This is a genomic window from Pseudomonas sp. BNK-30 (assembly GCF_047456185.1).
Classification (GTDB): Bacteria; Pseudomonadota; Gammaproteobacteria; order Pseudomonadales; family Pseudomonadaceae; genus Aquipseudomonas; species Aquipseudomonas putida_E.
Genome location: NZ_CP179904.1, coordinates 3,404,719 through 3,428,858 on the forward strand (window position 1 = coordinate 3,404,719; position 24,140 = coordinate 3,428,858).

Below are 24,140 nucleotides of genomic sequence, written 5' to 3' on the forward strand. Positions count from 1 at the left end.
CCCAGCTGGATGCGACCCGACATGACTGACTTGACGCTCTATCATAACCCGCGCTGCTCGAAATCCCGCGGCGCACTGGAACTGCTCGAACAGCGCGGCCTGGCACCGACCATCGTGCGCTACCTCGAAACCCCGCCCGACGCTGCCACCCTCAAGGCTCTGCTCGGCAAGCTGGGCATCGGCCCGCGCCAACTGCTGCGCACCGGTGAAGACGAGTACAAGGCACTCGAGCTGGCCAACCCGGCCTTGAGCGATGCGCAACTGATCGACGCCATGGCGCAGCACCCTAAGCTCATCGAGCGCCCGATCCTGGTTGCCGGTGACAAGGCGGTGATTGGCCGGCCACCTGAGAAAGTGCTGGAGATCCTGCCGTGAGCGCGCCCTATATCCTGGTGCTGTATTACAGCCGCCATGGCTCGACCAGCGAAATGGCCCGGCATATCGCCCGCGGCATCGAGCTGGCCGGCATGGAAGCGCGCCTGCGCACGGTGCCGGCGATTTCCACCGAGTGCGAAGCCGTGGCGCCGGACATTCCGGCCAGCGGCGCGCTGTACGCCACCCTGGACGACTTGCGCCACTGCGCAGGCCTGGTGCTGGGCAGCCCGACCCGCTTCGGCAACATGGCCGCACCGCTCAAGTACTTCCTCGATGGCACCAGCAGTTTGTGGCTGGGTGGTGAACTGGTCGGCAAGCCGGCTGGCGTTTTCACCTCCACCGCCAGCCTGCATGGCGGCCAGGAAACCACCCTGCTGTCGATGATGCTGCCACTGATGCACCACGGCATGCTGGTGATGGGCCTGCCCTACAGCGAATCGGCGCTGCTCGAAACCTGCGGCGGCGGCACGCCTTACGGCGCCAGCCACCATGCCGGCGCAGACGGCAAGCGCGAGCTGGATCAACACGAGATCACCCTGTGCCGCGCCCTGGGCCAACGCCTGGCAACCACGGCCAAGGCCCTGGAGGCCTCGCGTGGCTAAGAAGCCGAAGGTGTTGCCACAACTGGAGTGGCTGGCACCGCGCCTGCGCCTCACACGCGCCCTGAGCCTGGCGTTCTTTTTTGGCCTGATCGCATTGCTGGTGGTGAACAACCTGTGGTTCGCCAACCTGCACGGGGCGCGGGTCGAAGTGATCCTGGCGATCGAGCTTGTGCCACTGCTGTTGCTGCTGCCAGGCATGTTGCTGGGCAGCGCCCGGGCGCATGCCTGGACCTGCTTTGTGGTGAATATCTATTTCATCAAAGGGGTGCTGGCAGCGTTCGACCCGGCGCGGGCAGTGTTCGGCTGGGTTGAGGTGCTGCTGAGCCTTGGGCTGTTCGTCAGCGGGCTGCTGTTCGTGCGCTGGAAATTCCAGCATGAACGGCGCATGGCGGGCGAAGGGCTTTGATTCCGGGGGCTGCTATCGCAGCCCCGGGCTTTTCAATGGTTGACGGTATGCGCCAGCATCACCGACAACTGGCACAGCGGCCGCCCGCTTTCGGCATGCCACTGGTTGAACGCCTGCTGTACCAGCGCCAGGTCGCGCTGGCTGGTCGGCTGCTTGTCGATCACCTTCTGGGCAATCAGCGCAGCGGCCATGTCATCGGTGGGGATGAACGTGTCCTTGCCAACCATGCGCAAAAAGCGCGGCGCTGACAGCCCGCCCAGCTGGTTGCCATGCTTGGCCAGGTATTTCCACAACCCGACGATATCGGTCACCGGCCAATCGGCGATGAACGCACCAAAGCTGCCCTTCTCCTTCGCCACATCCAGGATCATCTGCGCATTGCGCGGCACGCTCTTGAGCTTGCCCAGGTGGCGGATGATGCGCTCGTCCTGCATCAACCGCTCCAGGTGCTCTGCGCCCATCAGTACGACCTTCTCCGGGTCGAAGCCGAAGAACACCTGCTCGAACGCCGGCCATTTGGCATCTACCAGGCTGTGCTTGAGCCCGGCGCGGAACACGCGCAAGGCCAGGGTCGACAGGTAGCGGTCGTTGCGGATGTCGCGCAGCTGCGCCGGCGTGCGCGGCTGCGGCAGGAAGGCCTCCAGGGCCTGGGCCGAGCCGAAGCGGTTCAGGCAGTACTCATGCAACCACTGGTAATCGCGCATGGGCTCAGATGTTCAGTACATCGAGAAAACGCGGGGTGGCGCTTTCGTCGATCTTGAGGCTGGTGAAGTCGAACAGGTTGCGGTCGGCCAGCTGCGACGGGGCAACGTTCTGCAGGGCGCGGAAGATGCTCTCGGTACGGCCTGGGTGCTTGCGCTCCCACTCCACCAGCATGTCCTTGACCACCTGGCGCTGCAGGTTCTCCTGCGAACCGCACAGGTTGCACGGGATGATCGGGAATTCCTTCATGTCCGAGTAGGCCTGGATGTCCTTCTCGTTGCAGTACGCCAGCGGGCGGATCACCACGTTACGGCCGTCGTCGGCGCGCAGCTTGGGCGGCATGCCCTTGAGCGAGCCGTTGAAGAACATGTTGAGGAAGAAGGTCTCGACGATATCGTCGCGATGGTGCCCAAGGGCCATCTTGGTCGCGCCGATTTCGTCAGCGAAGGTGTACAGGGTGCCACGGCGCAGGCGCGAGCACAGCGAACAGGTGGTCTTGCCCTCGGGCACCAGCTCCTTGACCACCGAGTAGGTGTCCTTCTCGACGATGTGGTACTCGACGCCCAGCTCTTTCAGGTAGGCCGGCAGCACATGCTCGGGGAAGCCCGGCTGCTTCTGGTCCATGTTCACCGCGACGATCTGGAACTTGATCGGTGCCACCTTCTGCAGGTGCAACAGAACGTCGAGCATGGTGTAGCTGTCCTTGCCGCCGGACAGGCAGACCATGACCTTGTCGCCATCCTCGATCATGTTGTAGTCGGTGATGGCTTCGCCGGCGAGACGACGCAGGCGTTTTTGCAGTTTGTTCTGGTTGACCGAGAGGGTGCCCATAGCGCTTGGATCCGCGAGGTGTGACAAAAGCCGGCTATTTTACGCACAAACCACGCGCACCTGTAGGGATTCCGATAAAGACTTCAAGGGAATCAGCAGCCCGCCTTACAGCGCAATTTGCTCTAAAAAGCACAGTTTGTGCAGGTAACGGCTTCCTATACTGCGACATAAGGCCACATTACCGCTTGCATCGGTGCCCTGGCCTCGGGCCGCTTGCGCTCCATCTGGGGGGCGATTGGCAACAACGAGAGGAGTGACCGGCATGATTCATCACGTTGTGGGGCTGTTTACCCACCCTGACCAGGAATGGCGGGAGATACGCGGGGAAGACGAAAGCATCAGCCACATGTACCTGACGCACACGCTGATCCTGGCGGCGATACCCGCCGTTTCGGCGTTCATTGGCACTACCCAGGTCGGCTGGGTGATCGGCGACCGGCCAGCGGTAATGTTGACGATGGAAAGCGCACTATGGATGAGCATCATGTCCTACCTGGCGATGCTCGCCGGGGTCGCGGTAATGGGCGCTTTCATTCACTGGATGGCACGTACCTACGACGCCAACCCGTCCATGGCGCAATGCATCGCCTTTGCCACCTACACCGCCACCCCGCTGTTCCTCGGCGGCCTGGCAGCGCTTTACCCGCACCTGTGGCTGGGCATGCTGGTGGGGACTGCGGCCATTTGCTACACCGTTTACCTGCTGTACGTCGGTTTGCCGACATTCATGAACATACCGACCGATGAAGGCTTCCTGTTCTCCAGCTCGGTGCTGGCAGTGGGCCTGGTGGTACTGGTAGCGATCATGGCTGCGACCGTGATCATCTGGGGACTGGGCGTGGGGCCCGTCTATACCAACTAGCTTGGAAAACACCTAGATCCAACACTGGGGCATCAAACCGGAGGCCGCCGCAAGGCGGCTTTTGGCTGTGTGCTGACCGGTGGGCTCGGCAGCCTGCCGGTGCTTGCGGCATAATGCCCGGTCAGGAGAATTACCCCGCCATGCCCGAGCTGCTCAAACAACGCGTCGAAACCTGTTACCAGCAAGCCGAAACCTTTTTCAAGCGCCCCTTCCCGCGCCCGGAAGTCAGCTTCAAGCTGCGCGGGCAGAAGGCGGGCGTCGCCCACCTGCACGAGAACCTGCTGCGCTTCAACCTGCAGCTGTACCGCGAAAACCAGGAAGACTTCCTGCGCCAGACCGTGGCCCATGAAGTGGCGCACCTGGTGGCTCACCAACTGTTCGGGGACCGCATCCAGGCCCATGGCGAAGAGTGGCAGTTGATCATGCGCGGGGTGTATGAACTGCCGCCCAATCGCTGCCACAACTATGAAGTGCAGCGGCGGGTCGCGACGCGGTACATCTATCGCTGCCCATGCCCACAGGGTGAGTTTGCGTTTACCGCGCAGCGGCACAAGCTGGTGAGGCAGGGGCGGCGGTATCTGTGCAAGCGGTGCAGGGAGACGCTGGTGTACAGCGGTGAGACTCGGGTCGAATGACAGCCAGCGCACTGATAGACCAGGCACAAAAAAGGCGACCCGAAGGTCGCCTTTTGCTTTACTGCAGCAGGCTCAACGAGCCACGCCTTCAGCCACGCCCAGGTCGTCGGTCGGGCGGGTGTCAGCCAGCGGCGCACCACCGGAGGCCAGCTCCGACGCCAGCTTGTCGTTGTCCATCTCCTTGACCCACTTGGCCACCACCACGGTAGCAACGGCGTTGCCCACCAGGTTGGTCAGGGCGCGGGCTTCGGACATGAAGCGGTCGATACCCAGGATCAGCGCCAGGCCGGCAACCGGCAGGTGGCCGACAGCCGACAGGGTGGCGGCGAGGACGATGAAGCCCGAACCGGTAACGCCGGCAGCACCTTTGGAAGCCACCAGCAGCACCAGCAGCAGGGTGATCTGGTGGGTGATGTCCATGGTGGTGTCGGTGGCCTGGGCGATGAACACCGCGGCCATGGTCAGGTAGATCGAGGTACCGTCCAGGTTGAACGAGTAACCGGTCGGGATCACCAGGCCAACCACCGACTTCTTGGCACCCAGGCGCTCCATCTTGGCCAGCATGCGTGGCAGCGCAGATTCCGAGGACGAGGTACCCAGTACGATCAGCAGCTCTTCACGGATGTAGCGGATCAGCTTGAGCACGCTGAAGCCGTGGGCGCGGCAGATACCGCCCAGCACCACCAGCACGAACAGCAGGCAGGTGATATAGAAGCAGGCCATCAGGTAGCCCAGCTGTACCAGCGAGCCAACGCCGTACTGGCCGATGGTGAAGGCCATGGCACCGAAGGCACCGACGGGGGCCAGCTTCATGATCATGTTGATGATGTTGAACATGACATGGGCAAAGCGATCGATCAGGTCCAGCAATGGCTTGCCGTAGCTGCCCAGGCGATGCAGGGCGAAGCCGAAGACCACCGAGAACATCAGTACCTGCAGGATGTCGCCATTAGCGAAGGCACCTACCACGGTATTGGGGATGATGTTGAGCAGGAAGCCGATGGTGGTCTGCTGCGCACCTGCGGCGGCGTAAGCGGCCACGCTGCTGGCGTTCAGGGTGCTGACGTCGATGTGCATGCCAGCGCCCGGCTTGACCACGTTGACGACGACAAGGCCGATGATCAGGGCGATGGTGGAAACGATTTCGAAGTACAGAAGCGCGTAGCCGCCGGTCTTGCCGACCGACTTCATGCTCTGCATGCCGGCAATGCCGCTGACCACGGTACAGAAGATGATGGGCGCGATGACCATCTTGATCAGTTTGACGAAACCATCACCCAAGGGTTTGAGGGCGACGCCGGTTTCTGGATAGAAGTGGCCGAGCAGGATGCCGATGGTGATGGCAACGATCACCTGGACATACAGGGACTTGTACAGCGGCTGACGTGTCGTCATGGCTAATTTTTCCTCAAGTGTGCCGGCTTCACCCTTCCCAGGATGTCGGGGCACCTGAATCGCTAACCCTCCTGCACCCGGAGGGATTTGTCGTTGTGTTCGAGCTGCCTGGGCAGGCCTCTGCCAAGTCAGATAGCAAGGGCGATGCCAAAACGCCCATGAAGGGTGCAAAGGCCGTATTTGCTGGAGGAAAATGCCCAACGACAGGGCGAATTGCCTGAGAAAGGATGGCGGATTTCCGCCCGATGGCGGGATTTGTACAGGCACCTTGGCGGGAATCCGCCCTGCTTGTTGCGAGCGATGAGGCAGGGGCTGCCTGAACATCAATCAAGATAAAAGGTGATCCGGAATGCCGCCCCGCCCAGCGGCGAATCACCCAGGCTCAGTTCAGCGTCATAGCTGTCGACGATATCTTTGACCACCGCAAGGCCAATCCCCTGCCCCGGATGCTGGCGGTCCAGGCGCTCGCCCCGTTCGAGAATCCGCTCACGCTGATCCGCCGGCACACCCGGCCCGTCATCTTCGATGCACAACGTCTGCCGCCCGGGCGCTTCCTGCAAGCTCACCCGCACCAGCCCCAGGCTAAGCCGGAAGGCGTTTTCCAGGAGGTTGCCCAGCAACTCGAGCAGCGCGCTCTGCTCCATCGGCACTTGTGCCTGCGCCGGCACCTCAAGCAGCACTTCGACGCGCTTGTCGCGGTACACCTTGGCCAGGGTGCTGCACAGGCTGTCCAGCACCGCAAGCAACTGTACGCTGTGGCGCACCAGGCCGCTCTTGCGCAGGCTGGCGCGCTGCAACTGGTAGTCGATCTGCTGGCTCATGCGCTCGATCTGGCTCTGCAGTACCCGCGCCTGCTCGCGCTCGGTGACGCGCTGCTGCATGCTCTCCCCCACGCCTTGCAGCACCGCCAACGGCGTCTTGAGGCTGTGTGCCAGGTCACCCAGCGAGTCACGGTAACGCTGGCGCTGTTCCCGCTCGCTGCGCAGCAGGCGGTTGAGCGAGCCGGTCAGGCGTAACAGCTCACGCGGGTGCTCGGCACTTAGCCCATCGCGCGCACCGGCCTCCACCTCGTCCAGCTCGCGGCTCAGCCGGCGCAACGAACGCAGGCCCCAGGTCAGGCCGGCCCAGAGCAATGCCAGCAACGCCAGCAGGGCCGCACCAAAACCTAAGTAGAGCTTTTCACGCAGGCCATCGAGGGTTTGCTGGTACTCGCGCACCGGCTGCAGGGCAACGATGCTGTAGGCGGCGCTCTGGCCACCCAACAGCTTGATTTCGACGTCATAGACGAAGAATTCCTCGCCGTCATCCTGGTGCATGCGGGCGAATTCATTGCCGCGCCCATCGTAGCGCGGCTGGTAGTTGATGTGCTGGTCGGCGGTGGCGCGGGAGCGCCAGACCAGCTTACCTTCGCGGTCGAAGATGTAACCGAGCAAACCGGTATAAGGCAGGTTGTAACGCTCGTCCGGCAGCAGTGCGGGCATCTGCAACTGGCCATGCTCGATGCGCGCCGAAGAAATCAGCGAGGTCACGTCCGAAGCCAGGCGCTGTTCGATCGATTCCTGCAAGGCCAGGCTGAAGGCCTTCTGCAGGGCGGGCAGCAGCGCCAGCATGAACAGCACTGCCAGCACCGCTGCCGCGAGCATCAAGCGCACCCGCAGCGAACGAATCATCGGCAGCGCTCGGTGAACAGGTAGCCGAGCCCACGCACAGTGTCGATCGGCTTGAACCCGCGCTCACCTTCGAGCTTGCGACGCAGACGGCCGACCAGCACCTCGATGACGTTGGGGTCACGCTCCTCATCGCCCGGATACAACTGTTCCATCAGGCGCTCCTTGGCCACCACCTGCTGGTGATGACGCATCAGATACTCAAGGATGCGGTACTCGTAGGCGGTCAGCGCCAGCGGCTGCTCATCGAGGGTCGCCTGCTTGCGGTTGAGGTCCAGCACCAAAGGGCCTGCGGCGATGGTCGACTGGGTGAAGCCGCTGGAGCGGCGCAGCAGGGCATTGAGGCGTGCCTCAAGCTCTTCGAACTGGAAGGGCTTGACCAGGTAATCGTCGGCACCGGCGGCCAGGCCTTCGACCTTGTCCTGCCAGTTGCCGCGGGCGGTGAGAATCAGGATGGGAAAGGTCTTGGCCTGGGTACGCAGGCGGCCGATCAGCTCCAGGCCGCTCATGCCGGGCAGGCCGAGGTCGATCACGGCCAGGTCGAAGTGGAATTGTTCGGCCTGGTACAACGCTTCTTCGGCGTCAGCCACAGCCTGGACCACATGGCCGCTTTCGCCCAGGCGTGTATAGAGGTGGTGCCTTAACAGGGCTTCGTCCTCTACCACCAGCAGTTTCATGTCACGCTCCTTTCAATTATTGCCTGGGCCGGCCTCATCGCCGGCAAGCCGGCTCCTACAGGAAGCTCCACACGCCTGAAAGCAGTGGAGAACCCGGGGGAGCCGGCTTGCCGGCGACGAGGCCAGTAAAGGATAACTCGACTCGCGGATCAGAACTTGTAGTTCGCCGACAGGTAAGTCTGAGCACTGCTGGTCAGGCGCAGGGTACCCTCTTTCGGCCCGCCGCTCGCTCCCACCTCGGTCGCTGCGTTGGTGCGCAGATAACGGTAACCCAGCTCAACCGAAGCCCGGTCGGTGATCTCCTGGATGACGCCGGCCTGCAGGCCGACCGCGTAGCCATAGTCGGTATCACGGCTGGCCCCTGGCGAGTCCTGGGTCAGCTTGGTCATGCCCAGGCTGCCACCACCGAACAGTTTGGTGGTATCGCCTACCGGCAGGAACAGGTCGTAGCTGCCCAGCAGGTTCTCCTGGCGCAGCTTCAGGCCGCTGTGGTCGCCCGAGACATTGTCGTAGGTCATGTAGTAGCGACCTTGGTCGTTGATCTTGCCCAGGCGCACGCCCCAGGTGTCATCCTTGCCGATGATGCCGTCGGCGTTCAGGTGGTCGGTGTTGCGTTGCAGCAGCCCGGACTTGCGGACCTTGTCGCTGGTCTGGCCATAGGTGAGGCTGGCGAAGTTGTCGTCGGCGGCCTGGGCGGTGGTGATGCCGGCGGCACAGACGGCCATGGCGGCCAGCAGGGTATTGAAGGTTTTCATGGCGTTGTACTCCAGTTGAATGCGCTGTTTCGGTCTGGAAGCTAGAGTAAGCAGAACGCCCTGAACCGCGGCTGAACCCTGGCTGAACCTGGGCTGAACGATACGTTTGCAAAACAAGGAGTAGTGAACATGCGTGCCCTGCTGGCTTTGACCCTGATGTGCAGCGCCGCTCTTGCCCAGGCGGCAGTAGTGACCCGCGAGATCCCCTACCAGGACGACGATGGCAACCGCCTGGTCGGCTACTACGCCTATGACGATGCGCTGGAGGGCAAACGCCCGGGCATCGTCGTGGTGCATGAATGGTGGGGGCTGAACGACTACGCCAAGCGCCGTGCCCGTGACCTGGCGGCACTGGGCTACAAAACGCTGGCCATCGACATGTACGGCGACGGCAAGCACACCGAGCACCCCCAGGATGCCCAGGCATTCATGGCCCAAGCGCTGAAGGACCCGGCAGCGGCGGCCGCGCGCTTCGACGCGGGCCTTGAACTGCTGAAAAAGCAGCCGAACGTCAACAAGCACAAACTGGGCGCCGTAGGTTACTGCTTCGGCGGCAAGGTGGTACTGGACGCGGCACGGCGCGGCGAGAAGCTGGACGGTGTGGTGAGCTTCCATGGCGCGCTGGCCACCCAGACGCCGGCCAAGCCTGGTGTGGTAAGGGCCGATATCCTGGTGGAGCACGGTGCGGCGGACAGCATGGTCACTGATGAGCAGGTCGCCGCGTTCAAGGCCGAAATGGATGCGGCCAAGGTCAATTATCAGTTCGTCAGCATTGCCGGCGCCAAGCATGGCTTCACCAACCCGGATGCCGACCGTTTGAGCCACGGCGCCCATGGCGGGCCGGATATTGGCTACAACAAGGCCGCGGACGAGCGTTCGTGGGCGGACATGCAGGCGTTCTTCAAGAAAGCGTTCGAATGAAGATTGCCGGGGCCGCTTCGCGGCCCATCTCCCACACAGCCACATCGGCTGGCACAATACCGCCATGAACAGATTGCCTTCCTGCTGCGCCCCGCTCCAGCACCACTGGCCCCTGCCCCGCCCGTTGCCTGGCGCGGTGCTGGTCAGTTGCGCCTTCGACCCCGGCCGCCTGGCCGCCGATGACTTCCAGCGTGCCGGTATCGAACCCAGCCCCAGCCTGCAACGCTCGGTGGCCAAGCGCCAGGCCGAGTATCTGGCCGGCCGGGTGTGCGCGCGCGCCGCGCTGCAACGCCTGGATGGCCGCGACCATGTGCCCGGCACCCATGAGGACCGCTCACCGATCTGGCCCGCTGGCATTCACGGTTCGATCACCCACGGCAAAGGCTGGGCTGCGGCCGTGGTTGCCGCGCAAGACAGCTGCCGCGGCCTGGGGCTGGACCAGGAAGCATTGCTGGACGACGAGCGTGCCGAACGGCTGATGGGCGAAATCCTCACCCAGGCAGAGCTCGAGCGCCTGGACCGCAGCCAGCTGGGGCTGGCGGTTACCCTGACTTTTTCGCTCAAGGAAAGCCTGTTCAAGACCCTCTACCCACTGACCCGCCAGCGCTTCTACTTCGAGCACGCCGAGGTGCTGCAGTGGTCACCTGAAGGCCTGGCACGCCTGCGCCTGCTCATCGACCTGTCGCCAGAATGGCGCCATGGCGTCGAGCTGGAAGGCCAGTTCTGCCTGCAGGACGGCCATCTGCTCAGCCTGGTCAGCGTCTAAGCCTTACAGCGGCGCCTGCTCGCGTGGCCAGTTGAGGCTGAAGCAGGCACCGCCCAGCGCTTCACTGCGCCCTACCGTGGCCCGGCCGGCGTGCCAGTAGATGATCCGCCGCACGATCGACAGGCCCAGGCCATGCCCTCCCGAAGCCCGGGTACGGCTGTCGTCGAGCCGGGTGAAAGGCGTGAAGATACGGTCCCAGTAACCTTCGGGGATGCCCGGCCCGTCATCTTCCACTTCGATGCGGCAGCGCTGCTGGCCCAACTGATAGCTCAACCGTACTTCAGCCCGGGCATGGCGCAGGGCATTGCTGACCAGGTTCTGCAGCGCCCGATGCAGATAGCGCGGCTCGGCCTCGACCCAGGCGTCTTCGCCATCCTGAAGCTGACAGGCACCACGCACCAGCCTGACGCCGGCATTGAGCGGGGCCAGCTCGTCGATCACCCGGTCGAGCAAGGCATCCAGGTCGACGCGCTGGAACTTCAGGGCCGGCGCGCCCTGCTCCAGGCGGGCGTAGGTCAGCATCTCGTCGACCAGCCTGTCCAGGTCCTGGATATCGCCGTCCATGCCCGCCAGGTGCTTGGCCCGGGCCTGTTCGGTCGGTGCGCTTTCAATCATTTCCAGGCCAAAGCGCAAACGCGCCACCGGCGTGCGCAACTCATGGGACACCGCCCGCACTAGCTCGCGCTGCATGTTCAACGAACGCTGCAGGTGTTCGGCCATGCCGTTGAACGCCGCCGCCAGGCGCCCCACCGAATCGGCATCGCCGGCGGGCACACGGGTTTCCAGGCTGCCCTGGGCTATGCGCGTGGCGGCCATTTCCAGGCCCGACACCCGCCGTTCCAGCTGGCGCACCAGCAGATAGACCACCAGGCCAATCAGGCACAGGCCGAGGAATGCGATCAACACCAGCAATTGCGGCGGATAGGGGTTGAGCTGATACAGCGGGCCAATCTCCAGCACCCAGGGCGAACCCGGCAAGCCTGCGAACACGCGGATCGAATCGCCATCCTTGCCCAGCGCCATGACCGTGTCGCCCTCCTCTACCCGGCGCCGCTGGTCATCGTCCAGGCCGACCCGCTCCAGGCGCTGCAGGGCGATACCAAAACCGAACCCCTTGCTCTGCCTGATCTGCGCCAGGCGCTGTTGCTGTTCGGTGACCGGGAAGCGCACCAGTTCATCGGCGAGCAGATAGAGCGTGGCCCGCGCCAGCTGCTCGCTGACCTGCTTGACCTCGGCCACCAGCAGCAGGTCTTCCTGGCCCACCTTGCGCAGCACCTGGGCGGCGTGTGGGCCGGTTTTCTGCACCACCACCAGGGCGCGATTGAGCCGCGCGCGCTGGCCGCCATCAAGGGTGCGCGCCGACAGGGGTTGCAAGTCCAGCGGCACGCCCAGCAAGCGCTCCCACATCAACAACGAGCGTTTGCGTTCGGTTTCATTCTGCTGGGCCAGGTTGTCAGCCATCAGGCTGAACGTGCCCTGGGCCAGGCGCTCGCGGTGCTGGGCGGCGCGCACCTCGTTGACCAGGTGCAGGCTGAGCACACCAAGCAGGGCCACCAGCACCAGCACCGCGAGCATGCCGCCATAAATACGCAGGAAGATCGAGTTGTTCATGGTGCATCGCCGACGAACAGGTAGCCCTTGCTGCGCAGGGTCTTGATAAGACGGGGGTGGATCGGGTCGTCGCCGATCTTGGGGCGGATCTTGGAAATGCGCACGTCGATGGAGCGGTCCTGGCCGTCGTAACCGACACCGCGCAAGGCGGTGAAGATCTGCTCACGCGACAGTACCCGCCCGGCATTGCTGGCCAGCAGCCAGAGCAGGTCGAACTCGGCACCGGTAAGTTCGATCAGCTGTTCGCCGAGCCGGGCTTCGCGCAGGCGGTTGTCGATGCGCAGGTCACCAAAGGCCAGCTCCTGGGTTTTGCCTTGTGCCGGCTCGCTGCGCCGCAGCAGGGCCTGGATGCGTGCCAACAGCAGGCGTGGGCGCACCGGCTTGCACACGTAATCGTCAGCACCAAGGTCCAGGCCCTGGACCTGGTCGAGCTCGTCGCTGCGGGCGGTGAGCATGAGGATGGGGCCTGCGTACTGGCCACGTACGCGGCGGCAGATGCTCAGGCCGTCTTCACCGGGCAGCATCAGGTCGAGGATGACCATGTCTGGCTGGCTGTCGACGATACGCCGGGCGGCGCGCGCACCATCGCCCTCCACTGCCACCTCGAAACCGTTGGCCTGCAGGTATTCAGCCGTGAGCTCGGCGAGGCGCTGGTCGTCTTCGACGATCAGGATGCGGGGTACGGGTTGGTCCATGGCGTTTGCCTTGATTGTTGTTTTTGCGTTGCCTGTTCCGGCCCCATCGCCGGCATTGCCACCTTAACCAAAAGGCAACATCCCCTGCCGATACTACGTCCCGCACCCGGCACTGCCAACCTCAGCGGAAACACCCCTGGACTGAACCGTTTTTTGTGCTAGGGTTCGCGCCCTGAAAAATCTGCACCGGGGCAACGAGCCGCAGAAAAATACTGCAAACCACTTGGTACAAGGCCTACAGCGAATACCCACTATTCACTCACAAAGTACGCACAACTTATCCACAGGCGCTCGCCTTGCAAAGCCCCCGATACCGCATTATCTTGTATCCCCAGCGCAGCGAACCACTAGATGTTGGGTTTCACACACCAACGCCAAGCATGAGTCAGCAGACAAATTCAAGCGATTTTTCTGCCTGAACTTATTGTGGTTTCAACAACCAAATCGCTCCAGCGGAGATGGAGAGCAACAGCTTTTGGGCTAGCCCCATAGCCTTTGACTTCGGCCAGGGAGCGGCATGTTCTTTGCCCCTTATTCCTGAGTCTGTCCCGAAGTCGGTACGCCCGAGCGGGCGGATGCGCGCGCATGACGCATCCCCGCCAGGGCCGTCGAACAAGTGGACAGAACGGTGGGCGCCCAAAAGGCGCCTGAACATATAGAAACTGTGGAGACACCCACCCATGCAAACCGACACAACTCGCGAGAACCCGCAGGCTTTGGCGCCGCAGGCCGCCGATTCCAACCAGGATCTGGCCGCGACCGCTCCGGGCCAGCTGCGCGTGATCAAGCGCAACGGCACTGTCGTCCCTTACACCGACGACAAGATCACCGTGGCCATCACCAAGGCGTTCCTCGCAGTTGAAGGCGGCACCGCCGCTGCCTCGTCGCGCATCCACGACACCGTCGCGCGCCTGACCGAGCAGGTCACCGCCACGTTCAAGCGTCGCATGCCATCGGGTGGCACCATCCACATCGAAGAAATCCAGGACCAGGTCGAACTGGCCCTGATGCGTGCCGGCGAGCAGAAAGTCGCCCGTGACTACGTGATCTACCGCGACCAGCGTGCCAAAGAGCGCGCTACCCGCGCCAACACCGACGCCGCAGTCGAGCCGCACCCAAGCATCCGCATCACCCTGGCCGACGGCAGCCTGGCGCCGCTGGACATGGCGCGCCTGAACACCATCATCAGCGAAGCCTGCGAAGGCCTGGCCGAAGTCGATGGCGACCTGATCCAGCGCGAAACCCTGAAGAACCTGTACGACGGCGTGGCCATCAAGGACGTCAACACCGCCCTGGTGATGACCGCACGTACCCTGGTAGAGCGCGAGCCGAACTACTCGTTCGTCACCGCCCGCCTGCTGATGGACACCCTGCGTGCCGAAGGCCTGGGCTTCCTGAACGTTGCCGACAGCGCCACCCACCACGAGATGGCCGACCTGTACGCCAAGGCACTGCCGGCCTACATCGCCAAGGGTGTCGAGTTCGAGCTGCTGAACCCGGCCCTGGCCGCCTTCGACCTGGAAAAACTGGGCAAGGCGATCAACCACGAGCGCGACCAGCAGTTCACCTACCTGGGCCTGCAGACCCTGTACGACCGCTACTTCATCCACAAGGATGGCGTACGCTTCGAGCTGCCGCAGGTGTTCTTCATGCGTGTGGCCATGGGCCTGGCGCTGGAAGAGAAAGACAAGGAAGCCCGTGCGATCGAGTTCTACAACCTGTTGTCGTCCTTCGACTACATGGCCTCGACCCCGACCCTGTTCAACGCCGGTACCCTGCGCCCGCAGCTGTCGAGCTGCTACCTGACCACCGTGCCGGACGACCTGTCGGGCATCTACCACGCGATCCACGACAACGCCATGCTGTCGAAATTCGCCGGTGGCCTGGGCAACGACTGGACTCCTGTGCGTGCACTGGGCTCCTACATCAAAGGCACCAACGGCAAATCCCAGGGCGTCGTACCCTTCCTGAAAGTGGTCAACGACACCGCCGTCGCCGTGAACCAGGGTGGCAAGCGCAAAGGCGCTGTGTGCGCCTACCTGGAAACCTGGCACCTGGACATCGAAGAATTCATCGAGCTGCGCAAGAACACCGGTGATGACCGTCGTCGTACCCACGACATGAACACCGCCAACTGGATCCCTGACCTGTTCATGAAGCGCGTCTTCGATGACGGCAAGTGGACCCTGTTCTCGCCCTCGGAAGTGCCAGACCTGCACGACCTGACCGGCAAGGCCTTCGAAGAGCGCTACGAGTACTACGAAGCCCTGACCGAGTACAACAAGATCAAGGTGTTCAAGACCATCCAGGCCAAAGACCTGTGGCGCAAGATGCTGTCGATGCTGTTCGAAACCGGCCACCCATGGCTGACCTTCAAAGACCCGTGCAACCTGCGCTCGCCGCAGCAGCACGTGGGCGTGGTCCACAGCTCGAACCTGTGCACCGAGATCACCCTGAACACCAACAAGGATGAGATCGCGGTCTGCAACCTGGGCTCGATCAACCTGCCGAACCACATTGTCGACGGCAAGCTGGACACCGCCAAGCTGCAACGCACCGTGAACACCGCCGTGCGCATGCTCGACAACGTGATCGACATCAACTACTACTCGGTGCCGCAAGCGCGTAACTCGAACTTCAAGCACCGCCCGGTCGGCCTGGGCATCATGGGCTTCCAGGACGCGCTGTACCTGCAGCACATCCCGTACGGCTCCGACGCTGCTGTGGAGTTCGCCGACAAGTCGATGGAAGCGGTCAGCTACTTCGCGATCCAGGCGTCCTGCGACCTGGCCGATGAGCGCGGCGCGTACGAGACCTTCCAGGGTTCGCTGTGGTCCAAAGGCATCCTGCCGCTGGATTCGCAACAGATCCTGATCGAGGCCCGTGGCCAGAAGTACATCGACGTCAACCTGGAAGAAACCCTGGACTGGGCGCCGGTACGTGCCCGCGTACAGAAAGGCATCCGTAACTCGAACATCATGGCCATCGCGCCGACCGCGACCATCGCCAACATTACCGGCGTGTCGCAGTCCATCGAGCCGACCTACCAGAACCTGTACGTGAAATCGAACCTGTCGGGCGAGTTCACCGTGATCAACCCGTACCTGGTGCGCGACCTGAAAGCCCGCGGCCTGTGGGACTCGGTCATGATCAACGACCTGAAGTACTACGACGGTTCGGTGCAGCAGATCGAGCGTATTCCGCAGGAGCTCAAAGACCTGTACGCCACCGCGTTCGAAGTCGAGACCAAGTGGATCGTCGATGCCGCCTCCCGTCGCCAGAAGTGGATCGACCAGGCGCAGTCGCTGAACCTGTACATCGCCGGCGCTTCGGGCAAGAAGCTGGACGTGACCTACCGCATGGCCTGGTACCGTGGCCTGAAAACCACCTACTACCTCCGTGCCCTGGCCGCGACCAGCACCGAGAAGTCGACCATCAACACCGGCAAGCTCAACGCCGTTTCCAGCGGCGGCGACAGCGCCCCGGCCCAGGCCGCAGGCCCGGCGCCAGTGCCGAAGGCTTGCGCGATCGACGAGCCGGACTGCGAAGCCTGCCAGTAAGGCCTGCTGATGCCGCAAGGGGTGCCCCAACGGGTGCTCCTGGTGGCATTTTCTTATCTGCGCAAGCGCAGCTTTTGTAGGAGCGGCCTTGTGTCGCGAAGGGGCTGCAAAGCAGTCCCGGAATCCTTGTGAAAATAGTGGATTCCAGGGGCCGCCTTGCGCCCCTTTCGCGACACAAGGCCGCTCCTACAAAAACCGCGCCAACCCAACATGATGTATCGATAAAATAAAAAACCACAACATGTAGTGCCTCGCGCCATTTGCCGCTAAACTCCCTTCCCGTAAAAGACGACACGAGATACCGTGAACGGACGCGCTTAAAACCGGTCGAAAAATTACCCTCGCCCGCAAGACGCGCACCCCGATCGAAAGCGAATTCCGGTATACTCCGCCCCCTCTGAAAAGGGCACCTATTCAAGTCCCTGGCCCCTCCCCGAGGCCTGGCCAGGCACGAATCCAGATGTAACGAGAGTCAGCCTCTCGAGCTGTCCATTCGCCGTAACGGCCTTGCGTCAGGCATCACATTCTTAAAATCCAACCGGTTGCCTCAGGGCAATCCTCAAGCAGGAGCCAAACCATGCTGAGCTGGGACGAATTCGACAAAGAAGACGGCGAAGTAGCCGCCAAAGGCAACACCCCTGCGCAGGCCAACGCCGCCGCCACCCTCGACAAGCTCGACAGCGCCGGCGGTGCTGCCGCCCTGGAAGCCCGTGCTGCCACCGCCGCCGACTCCGACGCTGTTAAGCGCGCCAAGGCCGCGCTGGACGCCCTGGACATCGCCGAAGGCCTGGCCGAGCTGGAAGGCTCCTCGGCCCGCGTCGCCGTTGACGAAAAGCGCATGATCAACTGCCGCGCCGACCTGAACCAGCTGGTACCGTTCAAGTACGACTGGGCCTGGCAGAAGTACCTCGACGGCTGCGCCAACCACTGGATGCCGCAAGAGGTCAACATGACCGCCGACATCGCCCTGTGGAAGAGCCAGGACGGCCTGACCGAAGACGAGCGCCGCATCGTGATGCGCAACCTCGGCTTCTTCTCCACCGCCGACTCGCTGGTTGCCAACAACCTGGCCCTGGCCGTGTACCGCCTGATCACCAACCCGGAGTGCCGCCAGTACATCCTGCGCCAGGCCTTCGAAGAGGCGATCCACACCCACGCCTACCAGTACTGCATCGAGTCGCTGGGCATGGATGAAGGCGAGATCTTCAACATGTACCACGAGATCCCGTCGGTCGCGAAGAAAGCCGCCTGGGGCCTGAAGTACACCCGCGCCATCTCCGACCCTGAGTTCAACACCGGCACCGTCGAAACCGACAAAGAGCTGCTGCGCAACCTGATCGCCTACTACTGCGTGCTGGAAGGCATCTTCTTCTACTGCGGCTTCACCCAGATCCTGTCCATGGGCCGCCGCAACAAGATGACCGGCGTTGCCGAGCAGTTCCAGTACATCCTGCGTGACGAGTCGATGCACCTGAACTTCGGCATCGACGTGATCAACCAGATCAAGATCGAAAACCCGCACCTGTGGGATGCGGCGATGAAGGAAGAAGCGACCCAGATGATCCTGCAAGGGACCCAGCTGGAGATCGAATACGCCCGTGACACCATGCCACGCGGCGTACTGGGCATGAACGCGGCAATGATGGAGGACTACCTCAAGTTCATCGCCAACCGTCGTTTGACCCAGATTGGTTTGAAGGAAGAGTACCCAGGGACGACCAACCCGTTCCCATGGATGAGCGAGATCATGGACTTGAAGAAAGAGAAGAACTTCTTTGAGACCCGCGTGATCGAGTATCAGACGGGTGGGGCGTTGAGCTGGGACTGATTGTCCGGGCCTTCACTTTTCACGATGACTGAGACTTTTTTCAGCAATCTCAGACTGAATGCACCAAATAAGCGCATGAAATGAAAAAAGCCACCTGAGCCGCAAGGGCCAAGGTGGCTTTTTCGTATAAGCCGAAGAACGGCTAAACCCCTACCCGCTTCAGCGCTCTGATTTCATCCCGGATTTTTGCCAGAAGCTCGTCCACATCGCCCTCCTGACCGACCTGCATCAAGACAATCAGGGTCGCAGGATTCACTCCTAGTCGCTCCGCAAATTCTTCCATTTTTTCGATCGTTGGACTGCGAATGCCACGCTCAATTGTGGAAACGAAGGATTGGCTCGCCCCCAGCTGCTCTTGTGCGATCTCCTTTCGTACCCGCACCTCCTTAAGCGCGGAGCCAAAAGCCAACTTGCGTTCCATCTGGTTACCCACAAAAGGAACGATAAAGCCCTGATGCGGACTCAAACGCTATGCTGCATACAGCATATATGAGAAAATTCGTTGTACTCCTAAATAATCAGTACGACCCCACTCCGTCTCCGTTTCGATTGAGGATTCAAGCCGTGTTTGTTTCAGATCCCCAGGAAGAGGTCATCACTCTTATAGGCAAGGTCGACCCCAGCCACAAGAGTTGGCCTAGAGTTGATACAAGCGAAACATTCTTCCAGGTACATACTAAGCAACAAGGGGACCCCAAGCTCACCTTCGGCGTAATATTACTGGCGACCCCGCGGGCGCTCCTAGATTTTCTGGAATGCTGTCAACGGGATGAGCAAATACGAATTGTGCAAATTATTATATCAACCCCTCCTCATGCTAACCGGTCCAGGAAATGGCGCACCGAGGCACTCGCCAAAATTGAGGTAGGCTTCGATGACAATGAAGTACCAAACTCGATCATCTACCACACGATTGACGAAACCTACTATGAGGATCGTGTGTACGGAAAGCGCAAAAACCAAAATCAGCCAGCATTAAAAACAGTATACAAAGCGCGTACAAGACGCTCGCCAGCTCAAAAAAATAACAAACTGTAGGCACCAGCTATCACAAGCGGCGTCCAATGTTGAAACGTACAACGCTTGAAATCATTTTCAGAACTCGCGCTATTTTTTTCGCGCATAGGCCACGCCCCCACTAGGCCGATGAGTTTTTTCAACATGAGAATCACTTAAACAGCATTAAGCAGATCAAGCAGGCAATTCGGGTGCGACATATTAAGTCGCACTCCCCTCTAAAATCAGTTACAAGTTACGATTTGAAAACACTATGTTTTGCTTCAAAAGCAAAATTAGATGAAACGATTCATCAAAGTTTATCTTCTTTGACTTCCTATTGGATCCATGATCAAATCTGGTCTAGATAGAATATCCACACCAGCTCTTCGGCCTGTGCGGTGAGGGTCAAACATACAGCAAATCGATGTCAAAAAATCGCCGTCAATTCGGCAGCGAAAAACGGTGCAAGCTCTAGTCTTGGGCAAATTTCACCGCGCACTTCTGTGAGCACCTTAGGGATTTCATCCTACGGCCGCGCTCATTATTTATCAGCTAAAAATTTACAACCTGCAACCCTACCATCTTCATTGCCGGTACATCTAAAGAGATTGGTTCTGGCAGCGCCGGAGCAGCAGGAAGCATATGCGTTATACACGCGAAAGAATGGAGCTATTAAACCATTCCTACGCCTTATGACCTTGGGCCACACTTCTGACGAGACTCGACCATGATTACACAAGATGAATCAACCAGGCGCAGTAGCTGGGAACGCCTACTTCTGCGCGCTGCGAGCAGCATCTCTTTGACTGCCAGCCAATACAAGGTGATTGAGGATCGCTACTCACAGCTGCAGAGTATCCTCTCGGCCTCCAAAGACCCTTTGCTTGAGGGTGCGCATATCTTCCCTCAGGGTTCAATGCGCCTCAAGACTACGATCAACCCAGTCAAAGATGCCCCCAAAGATCTCGGCACGATCGATGCTGATGCCATCGTCTGGCTACCCAATGCCGGTGATGCAGATGCCGACACGGTTCTAGCAGCTATAGAACAGCGCTTCCGTGAAGGCAGCCGAGTGCAATCGGATATTGTCCAGCTGCGCCGAGGAATCCGTATCGAGTACGCAGACGAAAACCCTGGATTCCACATTGACATCACACCTGCGCGTGCGGTGCAGGTGAATAACGAGAGTAACGGTCAAGGAAAACTTGAAGTACCTGACCGTGTCACAGGCTGGAAGGCCAGTAGCCCAATCCCGTATGCCGACTGGCTACATAGCGCTTCGGAGCAAAAAATCTCGCTGGAGCTCCTCAAGAGCTTTGTGGCCAATGAGAGTCGAGCCATGGACGCTGCCACACAAGAGCCCCTTCCCTCGTATCAGGAGTACGACAAGCTCGATCCTTTGCGAGCCACCATCAAACTGCTTAAACGGCACCGCGATGAATGGGCAATTGAAACGCGAAATGAGGATTACCGCCCAATTTCGGCTGTGATCACCACCTTGGCAACTCATGCCTACCTCAAGGTGGTAAAAGAGTCACATCACACTCCACTGACCCCGATCGATGCGATCCTCAAGATTGTGGAAAAAATACCTGAGGAGATCAAAGTCTTTGCTGGGAAGTACTATGTGGTGAACCCTCGAGATCCCGGTGAAAACTTTGCGGAGAAATGGAATAGGCCTGAGGAAGGACACAAATACTGCCAAGCCTTTGACAATTGGCATGCGAGTGCATTGGTTGCCTTTATGCTTGGCCTGCAGCCCCACGACAGCGCTGACTCATTCGCCAACGTCATGAAGCGAAGCTTCGGGATCGGCCAGAGTGTGATTACAGAGGTCAACAACGAAATTCCGGGGCACTGGACGATGGCTGGTCGAAAAGTTGGGACTACCAAAAACATCTTAGCCGCTACTGCAATCTTTGGCAGCTCGAGCCACGCCACTCCACAAACGAATGTGAAGCCAGTTGAACGCCTCGGTTAAGCCCAACCTATCCACGGCCGTGGAGCGTGGCATCGCCGCGCTTCGCGCATTTATAGGCGAGGAAGTTGCGACTACGATCCTTAGAACCACAGATCGAAAACAAGGCGAAGCCGCCAGCTTTCTGTTGCCTCTCCCACCCGACTACACCGGCATTGAAAGGCAGCTGCGCATAGCGTTTCCAAACCAGTTTCCATTGGTCTCGCTGAGGATCCAAGTCGAGCCGTCCCCCTGGCTCGCATGGCCGCATGCCACTAGATCCGGGCTCTGTCTGCACGGTTTCCGCGAAAGGCCAATTACGGGAGATCCGGAAACAGTGGTACAGGACTGCCTCGTACGGCTTGGGGCAATTCTTGAGTTTGTTCGAACAGATGCCGATCCTGCATTGCGTGACACTGAATTCGAAAAAGAATTTACCTCGTATTGGAACATGCAGCTTGATATTTCTCCTCAAGATGTCTTGCTGCTGGAGAGGCCTAAGGCGGCATCAGAACTGTTTGCAACCAGCGACCCTCGCCCTGGCCGACGCACCCGTAGCGCCTGGCTTGCACCGGATGTGCAATTACTCAGAACGCATATCAACCGTACGCTTGGGTTAAGCGCGAAAATCAAAGCACCAGCAGTCGCAGGCTTCTATCTGAAGTTGCTGACCTACCCCGATATCCAATGTCCAACTCCTGATCGCTTGCTGGAATGGCTGACACCGCACCTCAGCCCAGACGATAGCAAGCAATTCCTGGCCTGGTTCTCCGGAAAGGGCTCACTGGCCAATCGGTGGCTTGTACTTGAGTTACCCGGCCCCACAGGAGCGCCTCTGTATTGCCTAGATGTCCGTTCTTACAGTAAACAACCAGACCATGGCCGCTGGTATGGCTTTCGCTCAGCTCGGCGATGGTCAGGCAAGAATCAGCCATCCCACTCGCCTGTTCTGGTGAGGGGCGCCATCCTCAATGTGTTAGATCGGGATGACATTCTTTCCCGCGACCTCAGCGGTACCGCCAAGAGTCTGGAAAAGTCCAAAGTAGTAATGGTCGGCGTCGGCTCGCTGGGGAGCACTGTTGCCTTACAATTGGCCCGCTCGGGCGTGGGAGAGCTCGTCCTCATCGACCCTGACATCCTAGAGTCTGCGAATCTGGGACGTCATGTACTAGGGGCCGACGATCTCGCTCAGTCAAAAGCGACTGCTCTTGCCGAAAAGATTACGCATGATCTGCCTACCGTTAAGGTCACAGCCTTCATGGATTTCGCTGAGCTCATGCTGCTCAAGATGCCGGAAATTTTCGACAATGCAGACATGGTGCTTGTCACCACTGCAGACTGGTCATCGGAAGTAGCCCTGTGGTTCCGCAAAGCGCAAGCCGCAGGCTGGAATCTCCTGCAAGCGTGGAGTGAGCCTCACTCGTTTGTTGGGCATGCGCTCTTAGCGCCACAGGGGCAGCATGATGGACGCCCCTTGTTCGATGACACTGGTAATTTCAACTTCAAGTACACCGAGTGGCCGAACGGTGGCGGGGTGGTTTCACTGCCGGCGTGTGGCCAAACCTTCATCCCTGGAGGCGCCTCAGGCATGGTCAACGTGGCGTCGATGGTTACCCAAGTAGCATTGCGGGGTCTTACCGGGCAGATCACCAAACCTGTGTGGACCACAAGTATCTATCGACCTCAGGACATTCCTACTCATGAGGGCACTTACAGCGGGCCACCCTTAGCAGATGGCGTCCAACACATCGTGCTTGAACGTGATTGGCCAGATGCGGAGAGTGGTAAGCAGTGAGTGCTATAGCGTGGGCATGGCAATGGCCTGGCATCGATGTTCGCTTGTCGGTTTCCCAAGCTGTTGCCGAAGTGCTCGATCAGTACAGGCAACGAACGTGGAGAACTGAAAGAGGTGGTCAACTGTTTGTCGACCTGGCGAACCCCGCTGGATTGATCATGAGCCTCGCCACACCGCCACATGCAAGAGACCGCGCTGGATGGTCCTGGCTGGAACTCGACGCTGACCGCTGCCGCAGGGAAATTGAATCGGCCAATGCACAAGGGCTTCGGCTTGTGGGGTATTGGCATACACATCCGCAAACCGTTACGGCGATTTCACCCACAGATATAGCAAGCTTTTCTCGATTCGCAGCACGCTACGCGCAGGAACTACCTCACCCGATCGCAGTGATTGTAGGCCTATCCCCAGAACCCGACGGCATCAAGGCGTGGTTGTTCCGTGACGGGAAATGCGTGGAAGCCGCCTTGGCCAACTGATCAGGGCAGCGCTGCCCTACGCTGCAGCATCAACTGGAAAAGCTCTGCCTGATAGCGCGCGTCATCCAGCGCATTATGCGTGGGAGATGACTGCGGTAGCAGATTTGCACTCATGTGCGATGATTTGGTCTGCTTCCAATCGAGATTGAAAGCCCCCATGTAATAGGCCTTGATATCAAGTGCCGCAAACCCGAAGGGGTTCTCCCCCACATACTTATGAAAGTAATAATTGACAAACGACCAATCAAAAGGAGCGTTAAGACCGACAAATACAGCTCTTTGACCGGGCAGACTGACATTGGCCAACCATTCCGCAAGCCTCTGCATCGCTTGTACGGGAACAATTCCTGTAACTGTCAACTCCTGCAGATCGAATCCCGTTACAGCCACCGCTTCAGGATCGTGCTTGGGGCTGTCTGGCTTTAGTTCCAGGTAGATAGCCTGATCTGGGCACCCGACAACACACGCCCCAAGGGAGAGCATGCTGTACTCTCCAGGGATCGGGCCCGAAGCCTCAATATCTATAGAAATATAAAGTTCTTCAGTGCTCATTCCCTTACCTCCTGGATAGACACCTGACGATCTGCAGGGTCGAATTCTCTATGCTACTAGAACACAGGCT

23 protein-coding genes are annotated in these 24,140 nt (G+C 60.3%); 13 read left to right on the forward strand and 10 right to left on the reverse strand.

Features of this window, described 5'->3' with window-relative positions:
* Positions 1–21: 21 nt before the first annotated feature.
* From arsC to ACMGGN_RS15855, 3 genes are read left to right on the forward strand one after another with little or no spacing between them, the layout of a single operon-like run.
* Complete coding sequence (gene arsC, locus ACMGGN_RS15845) at positions 22–375, forward strand: arsenate reductase (glutaredoxin) (RefSeq protein ID WP_115272986.1); 354 nt, start codon at positions 22–24, stop codon at positions 373–375.
* Positions 372–977, forward strand: a complete 606-nt coding sequence (wrbA, locus tag ACMGGN_RS15850) for an NAD(P)H:quinone oxidoreductase (protein ID WP_115272987.1) — start codon at positions 372–374, stop codon at positions 975–977. Before arsC ends, wrbA begins: the two co-directional genes overlap by 4 nt.
* Positions 970–1,383: a DUF2069 domain-containing protein gene (locus ACMGGN_RS15855; RefSeq protein ID WP_046787461.1), complete on the forward strand. Its 414-nt coding sequence runs from the start codon at positions 970–972 to the stop codon at positions 1,381–1,383. Before wrbA ends, ACMGGN_RS15855 begins: the two co-directional genes overlap by 8 nt.
* Before the next feature lie 32 nt (positions 1,384–1,415).
* On the opposite strand, the gene ACMGGN_RS15860 is transcribed toward ACMGGN_RS15855, so the two are convergent.
* Positions 1,416–2,087, reverse strand: coding sequence for a DNA-3-methyladenine glycosylase I (locus ACMGGN_RS15860; RefSeq protein ID WP_125924970.1), 672 nt, complete (start codon positions 2,085–2,087; stop codon positions 1,416–1,418).
* A gap of 4 nt (positions 2,088–2,091) precedes the next feature.
* Positions 2,092–2,916 carry a tRNA 2-thiocytidine(32) synthetase TtcA gene (gene ttcA / locus ACMGGN_RS15865; RefSeq protein WP_119688396.1) on the reverse strand — a complete coding sequence of 275 codons (825 nt, stop codon included), beginning with the start codon at positions 2,914–2,916 and terminating at the stop codon, positions 2,092–2,094.
* A 262-nt stretch (positions 2,917–3,178) separates the two neighbouring features.
* On the opposite strand from ttcA, the gene ACMGGN_RS15870 reads away from it, so the two are divergent.
* Both ACMGGN_RS15870 and ACMGGN_RS15875 read left to right on the forward strand, forming a co-directional pair.
* Positions 3,179–3,778 carry a Yip1 family protein gene (locus ACMGGN_RS15870; protein WP_012313117.1) on the forward strand — a complete coding sequence of 200 codons (600 nt, stop codon included), beginning with the start codon at positions 3,179–3,181 and terminating at the stop codon, positions 3,776–3,778.
* Positions 3,779–3,918: 140 nt separating this feature from the next.
* Entirely contained in the window at positions 3,919–4,413 is a 495-nt protein-coding gene (locus ACMGGN_RS15875) for a SprT family zinc-dependent metalloprotease (RefSeq protein ID WP_012313116.1), read from the forward strand.
* 72 nt (positions 4,414–4,485) lie between these two features.
* Here ACMGGN_RS15875 and ACMGGN_RS15880 read toward each other — a convergent pair whose 3' ends face one another.
* From ACMGGN_RS15880 to ACMGGN_RS15895, 4 genes are all read right to left on the reverse strand, one after another.
* The gene (locus ACMGGN_RS15880; RefSeq protein ID WP_046787465.1) at positions 4,486–5,808 is read right to left on the reverse strand and encodes a dicarboxylate/amino acid:cation symporter; all 1,323 of its coding nucleotides are present in this window, start codon (positions 5,806–5,808) and stop codon (positions 4,486–4,488) included.
* Between the two features lie 323 nt (positions 5,809–6,131).
* Positions 6,132–7,478, reverse strand: a complete 1,347-nt coding sequence (locus tag ACMGGN_RS15885) for an ATP-binding protein (protein WP_115272989.1) — start codon at positions 7,476–7,478, stop codon at positions 6,132–6,134.
* Positions 7,475–8,152 (reverse strand): response regulator, encoded by a 678-nt coding sequence (locus ACMGGN_RS15890; protein ID WP_046787467.1) that lies wholly within the window; start codon positions 8,150–8,152, stop codon positions 7,475–7,477. Before ACMGGN_RS15890 ends, ACMGGN_RS15885 begins: the two co-directional genes overlap by 4 nt.
* A 149-nt stretch (positions 8,153–8,301) precedes the next feature.
* Entirely contained in the window at positions 8,302–8,907 is a 606-nt protein-coding gene (locus ACMGGN_RS15895) for an outer membrane beta-barrel protein (RefSeq protein WP_012313112.1), read from the reverse strand.
* 129 nt (positions 8,908–9,036) lie between these two features.
* On the opposite strand from ACMGGN_RS15895, the gene ACMGGN_RS15900 reads away from it, so the two are divergent.
* Both ACMGGN_RS15900 and ACMGGN_RS15905 read left to right on the forward strand, forming a co-directional pair.
* Positions 9,037–9,828, forward strand: a complete 792-nt coding sequence (locus tag ACMGGN_RS15900) for a dienelactone hydrolase family protein (RefSeq protein WP_346640972.1) — start codon at positions 9,037–9,039, stop codon at positions 9,826–9,828.
* A 64-nt stretch (positions 9,829–9,892) separates the two neighbouring features.
* Entirely contained in the window at positions 9,893–10,594 is a 702-nt protein-coding gene (locus tag ACMGGN_RS15905; protein WP_119688394.1) for a 4'-phosphopantetheinyl transferase family protein, read from the forward strand.
* A gap of 3 nt (positions 10,595–10,597) precedes the next feature.
* On the opposite strand, the gene ACMGGN_RS15910 is transcribed toward ACMGGN_RS15905, so the two are convergent.
* Together ACMGGN_RS15910 and ACMGGN_RS15915 are read right to left on the reverse strand one after the other, a co-directional pair.
* Positions 10,598–12,205, reverse strand: coding sequence for an ATP-binding protein (locus ACMGGN_RS15910; protein WP_046787471.1), 1,608 nt, complete (start codon positions 12,203–12,205; stop codon positions 10,598–10,600).
* Positions 12,202–12,900, reverse strand: a complete 699-nt coding sequence (locus ACMGGN_RS15915; RefSeq protein ID WP_039604244.1) for a response regulator transcription factor — start codon at positions 12,898–12,900, stop codon at positions 12,202–12,204. Before ACMGGN_RS15915 ends, ACMGGN_RS15910 begins: the two co-directional genes overlap by 4 nt.
* A gap of 680 nt (positions 12,901–13,580) precedes the next feature.
* On the opposite strand from ACMGGN_RS15915, the gene ACMGGN_RS15920 reads away from it, so the two are divergent.
* Together ACMGGN_RS15920 and ACMGGN_RS15925 are read left to right on the forward strand one after the other, a co-directional pair.
* Positions 13,581–16,460: a ribonucleoside-diphosphate reductase subunit alpha gene (locus ACMGGN_RS15920; protein WP_046787472.1), complete on the forward strand. Its 2,880-nt coding sequence runs from the start codon at positions 13,581–13,583 to the stop codon at positions 16,458–16,460.
* 577 nt (positions 16,461–17,037) lie between these two features.
* Positions 17,038–18,288: a ribonucleotide-diphosphate reductase subunit beta gene (locus tag ACMGGN_RS15925; protein ID WP_012313106.1), complete on the forward strand. Its 1,251-nt coding sequence runs from the start codon at positions 17,038–17,040 to the stop codon at positions 18,286–18,288.
* 142 nt (positions 18,289–18,430) lie between these two features.
* Here ACMGGN_RS15925 and ACMGGN_RS15930 read toward each other — a convergent pair whose 3' ends face one another.
* On the reverse strand, positions 18,431–18,709 hold the full coding sequence (locus ACMGGN_RS15930; protein WP_082421369.1) for a helix-turn-helix domain-containing protein: 279 nt from the start codon (positions 18,707–18,709) through the stop codon (positions 18,431–18,433).
* A 143-nt stretch (positions 18,710–18,852) separates the two neighbouring features.
* Between ACMGGN_RS15930 and ACMGGN_RS15935 the strand changes: the two genes are divergently transcribed.
* The 4 genes from ACMGGN_RS15935 (at position 18,853) to ACMGGN_RS15950 (ending at position 23,518) form a co-directional block, all read left to right on the forward strand.
* Positions 18,853–19,326: a hypothetical protein gene (locus ACMGGN_RS15935; protein ID WP_414156095.1), complete on the forward strand. Its 474-nt coding sequence runs from the start codon at positions 18,853–18,855 to the stop codon at positions 19,324–19,326.
* 688 nt (positions 19,327–20,014) lie between these two features.
* Positions 20,015–21,268 (forward strand): nucleotidyltransferase, encoded by a 1,254-nt coding sequence (locus tag ACMGGN_RS15940; RefSeq protein WP_414156096.1) that lies wholly within the window; start codon positions 20,015–20,017, stop codon positions 21,266–21,268.
* Positions 21,252–23,039, forward strand: a complete 1,788-nt coding sequence (locus ACMGGN_RS15945) for a ThiF family adenylyltransferase (RefSeq protein ID WP_414156097.1) — start codon at positions 21,252–21,254, stop codon at positions 23,037–23,039. Before ACMGGN_RS15940 ends, ACMGGN_RS15945 begins: the two co-directional genes overlap by 17 nt.
* Before the next feature lie 158 nt (positions 23,040–23,197).
* Positions 23,198–23,518, forward strand: a complete 321-nt coding sequence (locus tag ACMGGN_RS15950; protein ID WP_414156098.1) for a Mov34/MPN/PAD-1 family protein — start codon at positions 23,198–23,200, stop codon at positions 23,516–23,518.
* Here the strand turns inward: ACMGGN_RS15950 and ACMGGN_RS15955 are convergent, their stop codons facing one another.
* Entirely contained in the window at positions 23,519–24,070 is a 552-nt protein-coding gene (locus ACMGGN_RS15955) for a 3'-5' exonuclease (RefSeq protein ID WP_060492638.1), read from the reverse strand.
* Positions 24,071–24,140: the final 70 nt, after the last annotated feature.

What these genes read in the sequence shown, in the direction of transcription:
- arsC (WP_115272986.1), top strand. Translation starts at nt 22, where the DNA reads ATGACTGACTTGACGCTCTATCATAACCCGCGCTGCTCGAAATCCCGC.
- ACMGGN_RS15860 (WP_125924970.1), bottom strand. Translation starts at nt 2,087, where the DNA reads ATGCGCGATTACCAGTGGTTGCATGAGTACTGCCTGAACCGCTTCGGC.
- ttcA (WP_119688396.1), bottom strand. Translation starts at nt 2,916, where the DNA reads ATGGGCACCCTCTCGGTCAACCAGAACAAACTGCAAAAACGCCTGCGT.
- ACMGGN_RS15870 (WP_012313117.1), top strand. Translation starts at nt 3,179, where the DNA reads ATGATTCATCACGTTGTGGGGCTGTTTACCCACCCTGACCAGGAATGG.
- ACMGGN_RS15875 (WP_012313116.1), top strand. Translation starts at nt 3,919, where the DNA reads ATGCCCGAGCTGCTCAAACAACGCGTCGAAACCTGTTACCAGCAAGCC.
- ACMGGN_RS15880 (WP_046787465.1), bottom strand. Translation starts at nt 5,808, where the DNA reads ATGACGACACGTCAGCCGCTGTACAAGTCCCTGTATGTCCAGGTGATC.
- ACMGGN_RS15885 (WP_115272989.1), bottom strand. Translation starts at nt 7,478, where the DNA reads ATGATTCGTTCGCTGCGGGTGCGCTTGATGCTCGCGGCAGCGGTGCTG.
- ACMGGN_RS15890 (WP_046787467.1), bottom strand. Translation starts at nt 8,152, where the DNA reads ATGAAACTGCTGGTGGTAGAGGACGAAGCCCTGTTAAGGCACCACCTC.
- ACMGGN_RS15895 (WP_012313112.1), bottom strand. Translation starts at nt 8,907, where the DNA reads ATGAAAACCTTCAATACCCTGCTGGCCGCCATGGCCGTCTGTGCCGCC.
- ACMGGN_RS15900 (WP_346640972.1), top strand. Translation starts at nt 9,037, where the DNA reads ATGCGTGCCCTGCTGGCTTTGACCCTGATGTGCAGCGCCGCTCTTGCC.
- ACMGGN_RS15905 (WP_119688394.1), top strand. Translation starts at nt 9,893, where the DNA reads ATGAACAGATTGCCTTCCTGCTGCGCCCCGCTCCAGCACCACTGGCCC.
- ACMGGN_RS15910 (WP_046787471.1), bottom strand. Translation starts at nt 12,205, where the DNA reads ATGAACAACTCGATCTTCCTGCGTATTTATGGCGGCATGCTCGCGGTG.
- ACMGGN_RS15915 (WP_039604244.1), bottom strand. Translation starts at nt 12,900, where the DNA reads ATGGACCAACCCGTACCCCGCATCCTGATCGTCGAAGACGACCAGCGC.
- ACMGGN_RS15920 (WP_046787472.1), top strand. Translation starts at nt 13,581, where the DNA reads ATGCAAACCGACACAACTCGCGAGAACCCGCAGGCTTTGGCGCCGCAG.
- ACMGGN_RS15925 (WP_012313106.1), top strand. Translation starts at nt 17,038, where the DNA reads ATGCTGAGCTGGGACGAATTCGACAAAGAAGACGGCGAAGTAGCCGCC.
- ACMGGN_RS15930 (WP_082421369.1), bottom strand. Translation starts at nt 18,709, where the DNA reads ATGGAACGCAAGTTGGCTTTTGGCTCCGCGCTTAAGGAGGTGCGGGTA.
- ACMGGN_RS15940 (WP_414156096.1), top strand. Translation starts at nt 20,015, where the DNA reads ATGATTACACAAGATGAATCAACCAGGCGCAGTAGCTGGGAACGCCTA.
- ACMGGN_RS15950 (WP_414156098.1), top strand. Translation starts at nt 23,198, where the DNA reads ATGAGCCTCGCCACACCGCCACATGCAAGAGACCGCGCTGGATGGTCC.
- ACMGGN_RS15955 (WP_060492638.1), bottom strand. Translation starts at nt 24,070, where the DNA reads ATGAGCACTGAAGAACTTTATATTTCTATAGATATTGAGGCTTCGGGC.